This window comes from Sphingomonas sp. PP-CC-3A-396, assembly GCF_004343105.1.
Classification (GTDB): Bacteria; Pseudomonadota; Alphaproteobacteria; order Sphingomonadales; family Sphingomonadaceae; genus Sphingomonas.
Window position 1 is genome coordinate 228,364 of the sequence record NZ_SLYF01000008.1, and the last position, 13,202, is coordinate 241,565.

Below are 13,202 nucleotides of genomic sequence, written 5' to 3' on the forward strand. Positions count from 1 at the left end.
AGGACGCACTGATCACCGTCTGTGTCCAAGGTGCATCGTTTTGGTACGTTTCGTACAAACCGCCGGTTTGAACGCTGGTCATCACACTGGGCGGGGCGGGGTGGCTATGGCATCGCACCTTGATGAATGGTCTGCAGGAATCGCCTTTGCATCGGCGACTGGTCGATGCGCTGTATAGCGAAGCGATGGTGTTGGCCGATGAGGCACGCACCTATTTCGATGAGGTAGGGCGCACGGACCGGGATACGCTCGATCCGATGATCCGCGTAAGCTTCAGTTGCGAGTCGCTGAAAGTGACGACGCGATTGATGCACGTGATTGCCTGGTTGTTGACGCAGCGAGCGATCGAGGCGGGCGAGTTACACCCTCGCGATGCGCTCGATCCCGCACGACGGCTTGGCGATGCTCCGGCGACCGACCAGAGCCTGCTCGATGTCCTCCCCACGCGGGCGCGGACGCTGATCGAGGCCAGCGCCGATCTGCATCGCCGGGTCGGCCGGCTTGATCGGGGACTGGACCAGATTGACCTCGATGTCACCAGCCCCGCCTTGTCGATACAGCGCATGCTCGCACGGGCATCATTCTAGGGCGAACCCGGGGCCGCAGTCACGATCCGACCGATTAGTACGGATACGCCTCGAGCCGAGGAGGCTGGGGCAATCCGCTACATCGCGCCGTCACCTACAGAGGCGGGGGTGGCACTGGCTCACGAACGAGGCCCAGCAGGGCTTGGGATGGAGCGGTCAGAGCGCCAATCGCGCCCGCGCCGCGCGGTACTCGCGCTCCAGCCGATCGATACGATCGGCGACGCTTTCGACCTTACTGACCGCGCCGATGCCCTGGCCCGAACCCCAGATGTCGCGCCACGCCTTCGGCTTCGATCCGTTGCCGCCGCCGAAGTCCATCGTCTTGAGATCGCCCTCGGGCAGATTGTCGGGGTCCATGCCCGCCGCCTCGATCGACGCGCGGAGGTAGTTGCCGTGCACGCCGGTGAACAGGTTCGAATAGACGATATCGGCCGCCTTGCCCGCGACGATGCCGTCCTTGTAAGCCGCATCCGCGTTCGCCTCGGTGGTCGCGATGAACGGCGAACCGATATAGCCGAAGTCCGCGCCCATCGCCTGCGCCGCGAGCACCGCGTCACCGGTCGCGATCGAACCCGACAGCGCGAGTGGCCCGTCGAACCACTGGCGAATCTCTTGGACTATTGCGAACGGCGATAGGCGACCGGCATGACCACCGGCGCCGGCTGCGACCGCGATAAGACCGTCGGCGCCCTTCTCGACGGCTTTGCGCGCAAACCGGTCGTCGATCACGTCGTGCAACGTGATGCCGCCCCAGGCATGGACCGCAGTATTGAGATCCTCGCGCGCGCCGAGCGACGTGATGACGATCGGCACCTGCCACTTGGCGCAGGTCTCGAGATCGCTCTCGAGCCGGTCGTTAGATTTATGGACGATCTGGTTGACCGCGAATGGTGCCGCCGGGCGATCGGGATTGGCGCGGTTATGCGCGCTGAGTTCCTCGGTGATCCGGTGCAGCCACTCGTCGAGCATCGCCTGCGGGCGCGCGTTAAGCGCCGGGAACGATCCGACGATGCCCGCCTTACACTGCGCGATCACCAGCTCGGGGCCGGAAATGATAAACAACGGCGAGCCGATGACGGGCAGGCGCAGGTTTTTTAGAATAGCGGGTACGGTCATGCCAGTTTCCTAGCGCAACCTATTCGCCCGCGCCAGACCCGGTTTTGCCCTCCACCCCGGCCGGCGATGCGGCGAAGTGGAGGGCAGGGTATCAGGCCATCTTGCCGATGACCTTGTCGAGCGTCAGCGGGTATTCGCGGATGCGGACACCGCACGCATTGTAGACCGCGTTGGCGATCGCCGCGCCGACGCCGCACAGGCCAAGTTCGCCGATGCCCTTGGCCTTCATCGGCGACGACTTTTCGTCGAGTTCGTCCATGAAGAACACGTCCTGCACTGGAATGTCCGCATGCGCCGGTACATGGTATTCGGCGAGGTCGTGGTTGACGAAATAGCCGAACCGCGTGTCGACGATCGCGTCCTCCATCAGTGCCGCACCCACGCCCATCGTCATCGCGCCGATCACCTGGCTGCGGGCCGATTTCGGGTTGAGGATACGACCTGCGGCGAACGCACCGCTCATCCGGCGGACGCGGATCTCGCCGGTTGCCGAGTCGACACCGACCTCGACGAAATGTGCGCCGAACGTGGCTTGTGCGTAAGTCTTGGTCAGGTCGCCGAACTCGATCGTGTCCTCGGCGGAGAGGCCGGCATCGCCTGCGGCCTCGGCAAGCGAGACGCTGCGGTTGCCCGACTTCACCTTGCCGTCCTCGAACACGACGTCGGTCGAGTTGAACCCGAGTTTCCGTGCAACCGAGTCACGCAGCGCCATGCACGCGGCATAGACGCCCGCGGTCGAGCTGTTGCCGCCCCACTGGCCGCCCGAGCCCGACGAGGCCGGGAAGCTGCTGTCGCCGAGCAGGACGATGACCTTGTCCATCGGCACGCCCATCATTTCGGCCACCGTCTGGCCGATGATCGTGTAGCTGCCGGTGCCGATGTCGGTCATGTCAGTGGCAACGGTGACGACGCCCTTCTTGTCGATCCCGACGCGCGCGCCCGATTTCATCGTGACGTTGTCGCGGAACGCCGACGCCATGCCCATGCCGACCAGCCAGCGGCCGTCGCGGACCTGGCCGGGGACGGGGTTGCGCTTGTTCCAACCGAAGCGTTCGGCGCCGGTCTTCAGGCAACCGACCAGGTCACGCTGCGAGAACTGACGCGTCGGCTTTTCCGGATCGACCTGCGTATCGTTGATGATCCGCAACTGGACCGGGTCCATCTTCAGCTTCTCGGCCAATTCGTCCATCGCCGCTTCGAGCGCGAGCAGGCCGACCGCCTCGCCCGGCGCGCGCATCGCGTTGCCCTCGGGAAGATCGAGCACGGCAAGACGAGTCGCGGTCATCCGGTTGGCGCCCGCATACAGAAGACGGGTCGCATTCGGCGCGGTTTCGGGACCGCCACCGGGGAGATCGCCCGACCAGCTCTCATGCGCGATCGCGGTAATCTTGCCGTCCTTCTGCGCACCGATGCGGAGGCGCTGGATCGTCGCGGGGCGATGCGTCGTATTGTTCATCACCTGCGGGCGGGCGAGTGCGAGCTTCACCGGCCGTCCACCGATCGCACGCGAGCCGAGCGCAGCCATGACCGCATCGCTACGGACCCAGAGCTTCGACCCGAAACCACCACCCACATAAGGCGACATCACATGGATGTTCTCCTTGGGCAGCAGCAGCGTCTCGCTCATGTCGCCAACCGCCCAGGCGATCATCTGGTTGGAGGTCCAGAGGGTGAGCTTGCCGTCCTTCCACGCTGCTGTGGTGGAGTGCGGCTCCATCATCATGTGGCTCTGGTCGGGCGTGGTGTAGCGCTCGTCGACCTTGACCGCGGCCTTGGCGAACGCACCCGCGAAATCGCCGACGGCGGTGTCGGGATTGCCGCTCTTCGGCTTGGTGGCTGAGCCCTGCGCGGCGGCGAGATCGAACTTGCCGGTGGTCCGTGCGTAGTTGACGCGGAGCAGCTTGGTAGCGGCACGCGCCTGCTCGAACGTCTCGGCAACGACGACCGCCACGGCTTGGTCGTAATGCTGGACCTCGGGCCCGGCGAGCATCCGCGCCGTGTGGTTCTTGGCCTTGCCGAGCTTGCCGGCGTTTTCGTAGGTGACGACGGCGAGCACGCCCGGCGCTGCCTTCGCATCGGCCGTGTCGATGCTCTCGATGCGGCCCTTGGCGATCGCCGCGCCGAGGATGTAGCCGTAGGCCGCGTTGGGCGCGGCGTCGTTGCGCTCATAGGCGTAGTGCGCGGTGCCGGTGGTCTTCAGCTTGCCGTCGACGCGGTCGAGCGGCTGGCCAAGCACCTTCATGCGGTCGGTCGGGTTCGCCGTGGCGGGGGTATCGAACTTCATGGGCGTCAGGCCTTCGCTTCTTCGAACACGGCGCCGATGGTACGTTCGACCAACGGCAGCTTGAACGCGTTCTGTGATGTGGTGCGGGCGCCGGCGAGGACGGCCGACGCGGTCGCCTTGGCGCCGTTGGGCATCTGCGCCTCGGCCGCTTCGACGCGCCATGGCTTGTGCGCAAGACCACCGAACGCAAGACGCCCGCGGCCGCCCGGCTGGATCACGGCGGCAACCGAGATCAGCGCGAACGCGTACGACGCACGATCACGCACCTTCTGGTAGATGTGCGTACCGCCGATCGGCTTCGGCAACGTGACCGCAGTGATGAGTTCACCCGGTGCAAGCGACGTCTCGATGTTCGGCGTAGCACCGGGGAGGCGGTGGAAGTCCGCGATCGGGATCGCCCGCGTCTGGCCGGCGGCGTTCACCGTCTCGACCGTCGCATCCAGAACGCGCATCGCAACCGCCATGTCGCTCGGGTGCGTTGCGATGCACGCATCGCTCGTGCCCATCACGGCGAGGTTGCGGTTGAAGCCGCCGATCGCGGCACACCCACTGCCGGGCTGACGCTTGTTGCAGGGCTTGGTGGTGTCGTAGAAATACGGGCACCGCGTCCGCTGGAGCAGGTTGCCCGCGGTCGTCGCCTTGTTGCGGAGCTGACCCGATGCGCCGGACACCAGCGCACGGCTGAGCACGCCGTAATCCTTCCGGACGCGCGCGTCGGCGGCGAGATCGGTGTTGCGGACCAGCGCGCCGACACGGAGACCGCCCTCGGAGGTCGGCGTGATCTTGTCGAGGCCGAGGCCATTGACGTCGATCAGGTGCTGCGGCGTCTCGATCTGGAGCTTCATCAGGTCGAGCAGGTTCGTGCCGCCCGCGATGAACTTCGCGCCCGGCGTGCGGACTGCGGCGTTGGCGGCTTCCTTCGCCGAAATCGCGCGTTCGTAGGTGAAGGCCTTCATGCGCTGCGCTCCGTACCCGCGACGTCGTGGATCGCGTCGATGATGTTCGCATAGGCACCGCAGCGACAGATGTTGCCACTCATCCGCTCGCGCAGTTCGTCGGTGGTTACCGCAGGCTGAGCTGCGATATCGCCAGTGACATGGCTCGGGATACCAGCCTTGATCTCGCCAAGCGTCGCGACCGCCGAACAGATCTGGCCAGGGGTACAATAGCCGCACTGATAGCCGTCATGCTTGACGAACGCCGCCTGCATCGCGTGCAGCTTCTCGGGCGTGCCGAGGCCTTCGATCGTCGTGATCTCTTCGCCTTCGTGCATGACCGCAAGCGTCAGGCAGCTGTTGATGCGGCGACCCTCGACGATGATCGTGCACGCACCGCACTGACCGTGATCGCAGCCCTTCTTGGTGCCGGTGAGCTTCAAATTCTCACGCAGCGCGTCGAGCAACGTGGTGCGCGTGTCGACGTTGAGCTTGGTGGTGCGGCCGTTGACCTTCAGCGTCACCAGCATGGTCGGCGGAGCCGACTGCGCGGTACCCTGCGTCTGTGCCTGCGCGGCGGGTGCCGCTGCCAACGTGGCCGACGCGACGCCACCGGCGATCACGCCACGGCGCGACACCGGAAAACCTTCATCCTGATGCATATAAACCCCTGTATATGTTGGCCTAACGGGTGAGGCGCGGCAAAGTTGCGCTGCTTCGCATTTGGTTCCGTGAATTCTGGGTCATCAATCTTTGGATAGGGTATTGTAATGCGGACGATTTCTTCCAGCGTGTCGGTCCGGCTGTATCATCTCGACGACAGCGGCGAGGGCGATGCGGCGACGACGCTGTTCTATGGGCCGCTGAGCGAGGCGCTGGCGATCGCCGCGCACCAGGAGGAAGATGTCCAGGCGGGGCTGTATCTGGCGACGGAAAACGACGTCGTCGCGTATCTGGACTTGGAGTAGTAGCTCAGATCTAACGATCCTCCCCCGCCAGGGGGAGGTGGCACCGAAGGTGACGGAGGGGGAGGATACGGAACAGAGGTTTCCCTTGCCTCCCCCTCCGTCTGGCAAGCGCCAGCCACCTCCCCCTTGCGGGGGAGGATCAGAAGCGAGCTTCAAGTCCCCGGCGTAAACCCGTCATCGCGATCCGGCGGAGTCGGCGCATGCACCTCGCTACAGATCGATCGGAGCGCGCCCTTCATCCCCTCCTCGAACGTCGGATGATAGAATGGCAGGTCCAAAACCTCGGTCGCCGTCCAGCCGCTCTGGATCGCCCAGGCAATCAGGTGCGCGCTATGCTCGACCGCCGGCCCCGCCATCGTCGCACCGGTCAGCCGCCCATCACGGCGGTCGGCATAGAACCGCACCAGCCCCGCATTGCATGCTTCGACCTTGGCGCGCCCCTGGTCGTCATACGATGCGGTGCCGATCACGCTGTCCGCATCATCGTCCTTGGCGATCTTGCCGATCACCGCGACGTTGGGGTGCGTGAAGGTGATCGCGAACGGCACGGTCCGCTTGCCGGGCGTCACCTCAGGATAGCTCGCCGCATTCCGCCCCGCGATCGTGCCTTCGATCGACGCCTCGTGTAGCACGGCACGGTCGTGGTCGGCATCGCCCGCGATGAAGATCGGCGCGGTACCGCACTGCATCGTCTCACGATGATACTCCGGCATGCCATGGTCATCGAGCGTCAGGCCCGTCGTCTCCAGCCCGATACCCTTGATCCGCGGCGGCCGCCCGGTCGCGACCAGCAGATAGTCGAAGCGCTGCTTGCCGGAAGCCGACCCACTCCATGACAGCGTGACGCCATCATCACCCTCGGGCTTCACCTCGAGCTCGACACCGAGCAGGATCGGCATCTCGCGCGACAGGATCGCGTGATAGGCTTCACCGACATGGTGGTCCTTCAGCCCGCCGATCGTGTCACCCGTATCGAACACCATCGTCTCGACGCCGAGCCGCGCCATCGCCTGCGCCAGTTCGAGCCCCAAGGCGCCCGCACCGACCACACCGAGCGACTTGGGCAGGTCGTTCAGTTCGAAGATGCTTTCGTTGGTCAGAACCCGGTCGCGCACCGCGTCGAACATTGCGGGGATCATCGGGCTCGATCCGGTCGCGATCACCACCGCCTTTGCATGAACCTCGCGACCATCGCTGAGCGACAGGACCGTCGCGCCGGCGAATTTCGCACGCGCCTCGATCTTCACGTCGTCGGGCAGTTTGTCGATTGAAGCCTCGACCCCGGCGACGAACGCGTCGCGTTCCTCGCGAACCCGCGCCATCACCGCGACGCCGTCGACCTTGCCCGACGCCTCGACCCCGAACACCGAAGCCTGCTCGACCGCGTGCATCGCATTCCCCGCCGCGATCAACAGCTTGGAAGGCATACATCCCACGCTCGCACAGGTCGTACCGCCAAAGCCCTCGTCGATCAGCAGCGTCTTCGCATCATTGCGACGCGCACTGCGCTCGGCGGCGAGGCCCGCGGTCCCGGCGCCGATGATCGCCACGTCGCAGGTCAGCTTCGTCATAAGTCTCTCCGTTGCCGGAGAATTCCGGAGCCATGGTCGACGAAACCTTCGACACCGCCCAGCCGTTCCGCAGTGCAGCACATTCCCTGACGAAGGACGCTCATGTTAACCCTCCACCACCTCAACTACTCGCGTTCGATCCGCGTGCTCTGGCTGCTCGAGGAACTCGGCATCGAATACGACCTCGTCAAATACGAGCGTGACGAGAATTTCCGTGCCCCGCCCGAGCTGAAGGCAATCCATCCGCTCGGCAAAGCGCCGGTCCTCGTCGACGACGCACTGACACTCGCCGAAAGCGCGCCGATCCTGTCATACATCGACGAACGCTACGGCGACCGCCGCTTTTCGCCGCCGGTCGACAGCGATGCCGCCGCGATTCACGACGAGTGGCTGCAATATGTCGAAAGCTCGGCCGCGTTGCCGATCATGATGACGATGTTCGGCAAACGGATGGGCGGACTGCCCGAGGGGCTGACCAAGTTCACCGGCCCCGAGGTGACCAAGACGCTCGACTATATCGCTGTAGGCGTCGGCGATGGCCCGTATCTGATGGGCGAGCAACTCATGCTGGCCGATATCCAGATGTGCTACATGCTGGCGATCGCGGAGAGCACGGGCTTGCTGAAGGAGCATCCCGAAGTCGCCGCCTATCTCGATCGCCTGCGCGCGCGCCCGGCGTTCATCTCCGCAACGGAGATCGGCGGACCGTTGATGCCAACGCGCCGCTAATCGCGTGACCGCCATCCCGGCGCTGGGTCGGGGTGGCGGCCCCCACATGGTCTGCGCATACGTATTCAGCGGCATGGTAGCGGTAGCGGCTTGATTCTGTGGCACGATTGTCACGGTGCCGCCGCGCCGTTCGTTGACGCGCCCCGCATTCTCGAGTGATGCTCGATCACGGTCACCCCGCCAGCAAGGCGCGTGTGGAACCGTGAGGATGCTGGAGGACCCGATCGTCGTGACTGCCGCCGCCAAGCCTATGGGCAAGCTCACGGGAAAGCCGACTTCGTTCGACATCGCGCAACTGGCGGGCGTGTCGCAACCGACGGTTTCGCGGGCGCTGCGCGGCAGCCCGACGGTCAATCTCGCGACGCGGCAACGGATCGAGGCGATCGCGCGACAGCTCAACTACACCGTCGATCGCAGCGCCTCCAACCTCCGCAACGGCACGACAAAGACGATCGCGCTGCTGTTGTTCCGCGATCCGACGCCCGACGAGACGGTGGTCAATCCGTTCTTCCTCGGCATGCTCGGCGCGATGATGGCGGCGTGCGCGTCGCACGGTTACGACCTGCTCGTGTCGTTCCAGCAATTCTCCAGCGACTGGCACACCGATTATGAGGACAGCCACCGCGCCGACGGGCTGATCCTGCTCGGCTATGGCGATTATGCCGATTATCGCGCGCGGCTCGAGATGCTGGTCGCGCAGGGGACGCATTTCATCCGCTGGGGCTCAGTTCAGCCAGGCCAGCCTGGTCTGACGATCGGCTGCGACAATATCGCAGGCGGGACGGCGGCGGCGCGGCATCTGCTCGAACGGGGGCGTAAGCGGATCGCGTTTCTCGGTAGTGCGACCGATCATTATCCCGAGTTCCACGACCGCTATCGCGGCTATGTCGCTGCGCTCGGCGAGCAAGGCCTGACGGTCGATCCGCGGCTCCAGGTCGAATCGATCTCGACCGAGGAGGACGCGACCAGGGCCACACACGAACTGCTCCAGCGCGGCGTCCAGTTCGACGCGATCGTCGCCGCGAGCGATTTGATCGCACTGGCCGCGATGCGCGTGCTGGCAGGGGCGGGGATCGCCGTGCCGTACGATGTCGCGATCGTCGGGTTCGACGACATCCCCGCGGCCAGCCTCGCCAACCCACCACTTACGACGATAGCGCAGGATAGCGGTCTGGCCGGGCGGCGGCTCGTCGAGATGCTGCTCGCGCGGATCGGCAATCGCCCGGTCGAGAGCATGATGCTGCCCACCCAACTCGTGATCCGGCGCTCGTCGGGTGAAGGACGCTGAATGCTGTCACGTAGAGAGAAGCCGGTCCAGGGGTTCTGGGGGTTGTGGAACATCTCGTTCGGGTTCTTCGGGATCCAGATCGGCTTCGCGCTGCAGAATGCGAACGTCAGCCGGATCTTCCAGTCGTTGGGGACCAGCGTCGACGATCTCGCCTTTCTGTGGATCGCCGCGCCGCTGACCGGGCTGCTGGTCCAGCCGGTGATCGGACATTACAGCGACCGGACCTGGGGCAAGCTCGGGCGCCGGCGGCCGTATTTCCTCGCCGGCGCGATGCTCGCCACGATCGCGCTGCTGGCGATGCCCAACGCGCCGGTGCTGTGGGTGGCGGCGGTGCTGCTGTGGATGCTCGACGGATCGCTCAACGTTGCGATGGAGCCATTCCGCGCGTTCGTCGGCGACATGCTCGGCAGCCGCCAGCGGACCGCCGGGTTCGCGTTCCAGACCGCGTTCATCGGCGCGGGTGCCGTGATCGGGAGCCTCGCGCCGATCATCTTGACCGATGTGTTCCAGATCGCCAACACCGCGCCCGCGGGCGGTATCCCACCGTCGGTCCAATACGGCTTCTACATCGGCGCGCTCGCGTTGTTCTTCGCGGTGCTGTGGACCGTGCTGACGACCAGCGAATATTCGCCGGCCGAGATGGCAGCGTTCGAGGACGAGGGTGAGGTTGCACCGCGCGGTACGGTCGTACGGTCGAGCGCAAAGCTCGCGCCGGTGTGGATCGCACTCGGGGCAATCGTCATCGCCGCGGTGGCGCGGTTCGGGCTCGACAAGCCGGTCTACCTGCTCGGCGGCGGGCTGATCGCGTTTGGCGCTGCGTTGCTGGTCAGCGCGGCGCTCGTGCGGTCGGGTAGGGAGTCCAACGTTCTCAGTCAGATCGTCGGCGATCTTGGCACCATGCCGCAAACGATGAAGCAGCTAGCACTCGTCCAGTTCTTCACCTGGTCGGCGCTGTTTATCATGTGGATCTACACCACGCCGATCGTCACTCAGCATGTGTTCGGCACGACCGACACGACCAGTGCGGCGTATAACGAGGGCGCGAACTGGGTCGGCGTGCTGTTTGCGGTGTATAACGGCGTCGCCACTTTGTGGGCGTTCGTGATGCCATCGCTCGCGGCGCGGATCGGCCGCCGGAATGCCCATATCCTCGGGCTGCTCAGCGGTGCAGCCGGGTTTGCGTCATTCCTTGTGGTGCGCGACCAGTATCTGCTGATCGGATCGATGGTCCTGATCGGTATCGCGTGGTCGTCGATCCTGACGATGCCCTATGCGATCCTGTCCAACGCGCTGCCGCAGGCGAAGCTCGGCGTGTACATGGGGTTGTTCAACATCTTCATCGTGTTGCCGCAGCTGATCGTGTCGTCGGTGATGGGGCAGGTCGTGCGGACGTTCTTCCCCGGCGACGCAGTGTGGGCGATGCTGATCGCCGCGGGGGTGATGGGCGTGGCTGCGCTGGCAATGCTACGAGTGCCGCGGGCCGCCTAGTCGCTTAGAAATAGGGCGCGTCGGTCATCCGTTGTGACATCCACCAGAGTATCCCGCGCGGATCGCGGATGCCGCCCTGTCGGTCGCCATACGGCATGTCGGAGACCGGCATGATGCTTTCTCCGCCCGCCGCGATCGCCCGTGCCATCGCGGCATCCGCATCGGCGACGTAGAGGTACAGCGATACCGAACTCGCCGGGAATTGGTCGGACGCTTCGCTCAGCATGATCGCCGAGGTGTCGAACAGCATCTGGCAATTGGCGATCCGGCCGGTCGGATCGCTGCTCCGGCCGATCTCGCGCGCGCCGAACGCGGCTGTGAGGAAGTCGATATACTCGTTGGCGCCGTCGACGAAGATATACGGCGTGACGACGGCAAAGCCCGCTGGAACATGCATCGTATCTCTCCCCCCTGATCGGAAGACCGGTTCGCTATAGGCGGATCAGCCGCCGAAGCTGCGTCCGCCGAACCCGCCACCGAAACCGCCGCGCGAGATCACCGAACTGCGCGACTGAACGCGGGCAGGGGCTCTGGCGGTGGTTGGCGTGAAGGCATCAGAGCCTACGCGGGTGCGGCCCGTGACATAGTCGCGGTTGATACGCCCGCCGGCGCCGCCATAATAATTGCCGTCACGATCCCGGTACATCGGCGCGCCGCGGTTGCCGAAGCCGCCGTTAAGCGCCTGCCCGACGAGGAATCCGGTCAGCAACGGCGTGAAGAAGCTGCCGCCGCTACCGTTGTTGCGCGGCTCGCACTGCGCGGCGCCGTATTGCTCCTCGCAGGTCTGCTTGTCCTCAAACCGAGGCGCGGTCTTCGCCGCATCGGCCTTGGCCTGCTCGAACGCGGTGTCGCACTGGACCGCCGACAAGGCACCCGCCGCGCGGCATTCCTGCACCGACGCATAGCTTTGCGCCTCGACGGGCTTGCCGCCGACATCGCCGTCGCACGCGGTCAGCGAGATGCCCGAGCCTGCGATCAGGCTGGTGAGGACGATCGATCTGGAACGCTTCATCGCTATGCCCCTCAGTTCGTCATGCAGGCGGCGTTGAGGATGCCGACGCACAGCGAGATGCTTGCCATATAGGTCGCCGCCGCGATTTCGCCGCGCACGATCCGGTCGTTGAAGTCGCGCATCACGAAATGCTGAACCACTAGGAACGTCACGATCTGGATCACGCCCGCAAGCAACGCCCAAACCGCGAACTCGACTAGCGAAACCGTATGCGTCAGCGCGGAGGCCAGCGACAGGACATAGCCGAGCAAGGCCGCGCCGAGCGTGATCGCCGCGGCGGTGTTGCCTTCCCGGATCAGCGACTTCTCATGATACGGCGTCGCGACCTGATAGACGATCTTGAAGACGATCGTGAACGCCCCCGCCGCGACGAACGCGATCAGGAAGGCGAGCGCGCTGGCGCCGAAGCTGTATTGGTCGATCATGCTGGTTCCCCCGAAGCCGTTCGTGGCAGACGCTAGGCGCGGAACTCGCCGAGTTCCAGTGCCACGCCGAGCATGATCTCGAACGAGACGTCGCCGGACTCGGTCTCCATGTCGATCGCGAGCAGCAATTCGCGCCCGTCGTCGCCCGGCAGGTCGCGGCTGAACAGCATGCAGGTCTGGAAGATGCGGCGGTCGACGACCCCGTCGCGGTCGTCGTGGAGTTCTTCCCAGAACGTCACGGGCTCCTGCTCGCTCGCTTCGGGGCCGAACCATGCGCGGCTGTATTCGGGCAGACCTTCGGCGGTGAAGGTGCGTGCCTTGAGCCGGCTCTTCCACGCCGGCCGCTCGGCGGCGGACGACGGGTAGCTGCTGTCCCATGGTGCGAACAGCGTGACATCGGTGACGTCCTGCCCGTCACGGTCGTTCGACACAGCCTGGAACATGATGTCGTCGTCGGTGTAGAACCGGTGGACGAAGCCGCCTTCGTTAAGGTCGATCAGCCCCTGCGCAACGATCACCAGCGTATCGCGGTCGAACGGAAACAGGAGTTCCGAACCGAAACGGCGCCACGCCAACGGATCGACCGTCACCGTGCGCCCCAGCGTGACGTTGCGAATGACGGGCAGCGCATTGCCGTCAAGCGCTGGCTTGCGGCCGAACAGGCGATCGAACATGCAATCCTCGTATCTCTGATTGGCCCCCCGCATAGGCCAAAGAGCGTGCCGTCGCAAAGCGCCATTGGCGCGCCCGCCGCCCACGCCTATGTGTTGCCGCGAGCGACAAGCACGGGAGTTCTTGC

14 protein-coding genes are annotated in these 13,202 nt (G+C 65.2%); 5 read left to right on the forward strand and 9 right to left on the reverse strand.

Annotated elements, in window-relative coordinates:
- The first annotated feature begins 122 nt into the window (after positions 1-122).
- On the forward strand, positions 123-587 hold the full coding sequence (locus C8J40_RS16585; protein ID WP_132897998.1) for a DUF1465 family protein: 465 nt from the start codon (positions 123-125) through the stop codon (positions 585-587).
- Positions 588-743: 156 nt separating this feature from the next.
- Here the strand turns inward: C8J40_RS16585 and C8J40_RS16590 are convergent, their stop codons facing one another.
- The 4 genes from C8J40_RS16590 to paoA all read right to left on the reverse strand — a co-directional run bounded on the left by C8J40_RS16590 (position 744) and on the right by paoA (position 5,584).
- Entirely contained in the window at positions 744-1,703 is a 960-nt protein-coding gene (locus C8J40_RS16590; RefSeq protein ID WP_132897940.1) for a nitronate monooxygenase family protein, read from the reverse strand.
- 91 nt (positions 1,704-1,794) lie between these two features.
- On the reverse strand, positions 1,795-3,987 hold the full coding sequence (gene paoC / locus C8J40_RS16595) for an aldehyde oxidoreductase molybdenum-binding subunit PaoC (RefSeq protein ID WP_132897941.1): 2,193 nt from the start codon (positions 3,985-3,987) through the stop codon (positions 1,795-1,797).
- Between the two features lie 5 nt (positions 3,988-3,992).
- Positions 3,993-4,943, reverse strand: coding sequence for a xanthine dehydrogenase family protein subunit M (locus C8J40_RS16600; RefSeq protein WP_132897942.1), 951 nt, complete (start codon positions 4,941-4,943; stop codon positions 3,993-3,995).
- On the reverse strand, positions 4,940-5,584 hold the full coding sequence (gene paoA, locus C8J40_RS16605; RefSeq protein ID WP_132897943.1) for an aldehyde dehydrogenase iron-sulfur subunit PaoA: 645 nt from the start codon (positions 5,582-5,584) through the stop codon (positions 4,940-4,942). Before paoA ends, C8J40_RS16600 begins: the two co-directional genes overlap by 4 nt.
- 108 nt (positions 5,585-5,692) lie before the next feature.
- Between paoA and C8J40_RS16610 the strand changes: the two genes are divergently transcribed.
- Entirely contained in the window at positions 5,693-5,890 is a 198-nt protein-coding gene (locus C8J40_RS16610) for a hypothetical protein (protein ID WP_132897944.1), read from the forward strand.
- 152 nt (positions 5,891-6,042) lie between these two features.
- On the opposite strand, the gene C8J40_RS16615 is transcribed toward C8J40_RS16610, so the two are convergent.
- Positions 6,043-7,461, reverse strand: a complete 1,419-nt coding sequence (locus tag C8J40_RS16615; RefSeq protein ID WP_132897945.1) for a dihydrolipoyl dehydrogenase — start codon at positions 7,459-7,461, stop codon at positions 6,043-6,045.
- Between the two features lie 102 nt (positions 7,462-7,563).
- On the opposite strand from C8J40_RS16615, the gene C8J40_RS16620 reads away from it, so the two are divergent.
- The 3 genes from C8J40_RS16620 to C8J40_RS16630 all read left to right on the forward strand — a co-directional run bounded on the left by C8J40_RS16620 (position 7,564) and on the right by C8J40_RS16630 (position 10,966).
- Positions 7,564-8,190 carry a glutathione S-transferase family protein gene (locus tag C8J40_RS16620; protein ID WP_132897946.1) on the forward strand — a complete coding sequence of 209 codons (627 nt, stop codon included), beginning with the start codon at positions 7,564-7,566 and terminating at the stop codon, positions 8,188-8,190.
- A 250-nt stretch (positions 8,191-8,440) separates the two neighbouring features.
- Positions 8,441-9,478 carry a LacI family DNA-binding transcriptional regulator gene (locus tag C8J40_RS16625; protein WP_132739517.1) on the forward strand — a complete coding sequence of 346 codons (1,038 nt, stop codon included), beginning with the start codon at positions 8,441-8,443 and terminating at the stop codon, positions 9,476-9,478.
- A complete protein-coding gene (locus C8J40_RS16630) occupies positions 9,479-10,966 on the forward strand; it encodes an MFS transporter (RefSeq protein WP_132897947.1) in 1,488 nt (495 codons plus the stop codon).
- A 4-nt stretch (positions 10,967-10,970) separates the two neighbouring features.
- Here the strand turns inward: C8J40_RS16630 and C8J40_RS16635 are convergent, their stop codons facing one another.
- From C8J40_RS16635 to C8J40_RS16650, 4 genes are read right to left on the reverse strand one after another with little or no spacing between them, the layout of a single operon-like run.
- Positions 10,971-11,363: a VOC family protein gene (locus C8J40_RS16635; protein ID WP_132897949.1), complete on the reverse strand. Its 393-nt coding sequence runs from the start codon at positions 11,361-11,363 to the stop codon at positions 10,971-10,973.
- A 45-nt stretch (positions 11,364-11,408) separates the two neighbouring features.
- Positions 11,409-11,978, reverse strand: coding sequence for a DUF1190 domain-containing protein (locus C8J40_RS16640; protein WP_132897950.1), 570 nt, complete (start codon positions 11,976-11,978; stop codon positions 11,409-11,411).
- An 11-nt stretch (positions 11,979-11,989) separates the two neighbouring features.
- Positions 11,990-12,403 (reverse strand): DUF350 domain-containing protein, encoded by a 414-nt coding sequence (locus C8J40_RS16645; RefSeq protein WP_132897951.1) that lies wholly within the window; start codon positions 12,401-12,403, stop codon positions 11,990-11,992.
- Between the two features lie 32 nt (positions 12,404-12,435).
- Positions 12,436-13,077: a DUF2491 family protein gene (locus C8J40_RS16650; protein ID WP_132897953.1), complete on the reverse strand. Its 642-nt coding sequence runs from the start codon at positions 13,075-13,077 to the stop codon at positions 12,436-12,438.
- Positions 13,078-13,202: the final 125 nt, after the last annotated feature.

Bases quoted from the DNA above. Each gene is read 5' to 3' on its own strand.
- C8J40_RS16585 (WP_132897998.1), top strand. From the start codon at position 123: ATGAATGGTCTGCAGGAATCGCCTTTGCATCGGCGACTGGTCGATGCG.
- C8J40_RS16590 (WP_132897940.1), bottom strand. From the start codon at position 1,703: ATGACCGTACCCGCTATTCTAAAAAACCTGCGCCTGCCCGTCATCGGC.
- paoC (WP_132897941.1), bottom strand. From the start codon at position 3,987: ATGAAGTTCGATACCCCCGCCACGGCGAACCCGACCGACCGCATGAAG.
- C8J40_RS16600 (WP_132897942.1), bottom strand. From the start codon at position 4,943: ATGAAGGCCTTCACCTACGAACGCGCGATTTCGGCGAAGGAAGCCGCC.
- paoA (WP_132897943.1), bottom strand. From the start codon at position 5,584: ATGCATCAGGATGAAGGTTTTCCGGTGTCGCGCCGTGGCGTGATCGCC.
- C8J40_RS16610 (WP_132897944.1), top strand. From the start codon at position 5,693: ATGCGGACGATTTCTTCCAGCGTGTCGGTCCGGCTGTATCATCTCGAC.
- C8J40_RS16615 (WP_132897945.1), bottom strand. From the start codon at position 7,461: ATGACGAAGCTGACCTGCGACGTGGCGATCATCGGCGCCGGGACCGCG.
- C8J40_RS16620 (WP_132897946.1), top strand. From the start codon at position 7,564: ATGTTAACCCTCCACCACCTCAACTACTCGCGTTCGATCCGCGTGCTC.
- C8J40_RS16625 (WP_132739517.1), top strand. From the start codon at position 8,441: ATGGGCAAGCTCACGGGAAAGCCGACTTCGTTCGACATCGCGCAACTG.
- C8J40_RS16630 (WP_132897947.1), top strand. From the start codon at position 9,479: ATGCTGTCACGTAGAGAGAAGCCGGTCCAGGGGTTCTGGGGGTTGTGG.
- C8J40_RS16635 (WP_132897949.1), bottom strand. From the start codon at position 11,363: ATGCATGTTCCAGCGGGCTTTGCCGTCGTCACGCCGTATATCTTCGTC.
- C8J40_RS16640 (WP_132897950.1), bottom strand. From the start codon at position 11,978: ATGAAGCGTTCCAGATCGATCGTCCTCACCAGCCTGATCGCAGGCTCG.
- C8J40_RS16645 (WP_132897951.1), bottom strand. From the start codon at position 12,403: ATGATCGACCAATACAGCTTCGGCGCCAGCGCGCTCGCCTTCCTGATC.
- C8J40_RS16650 (WP_132897953.1), bottom strand. From the start codon at position 13,077: ATGTTCGATCGCCTGTTCGGCCGCAAGCCAGCGCTTGACGGCAATGCG.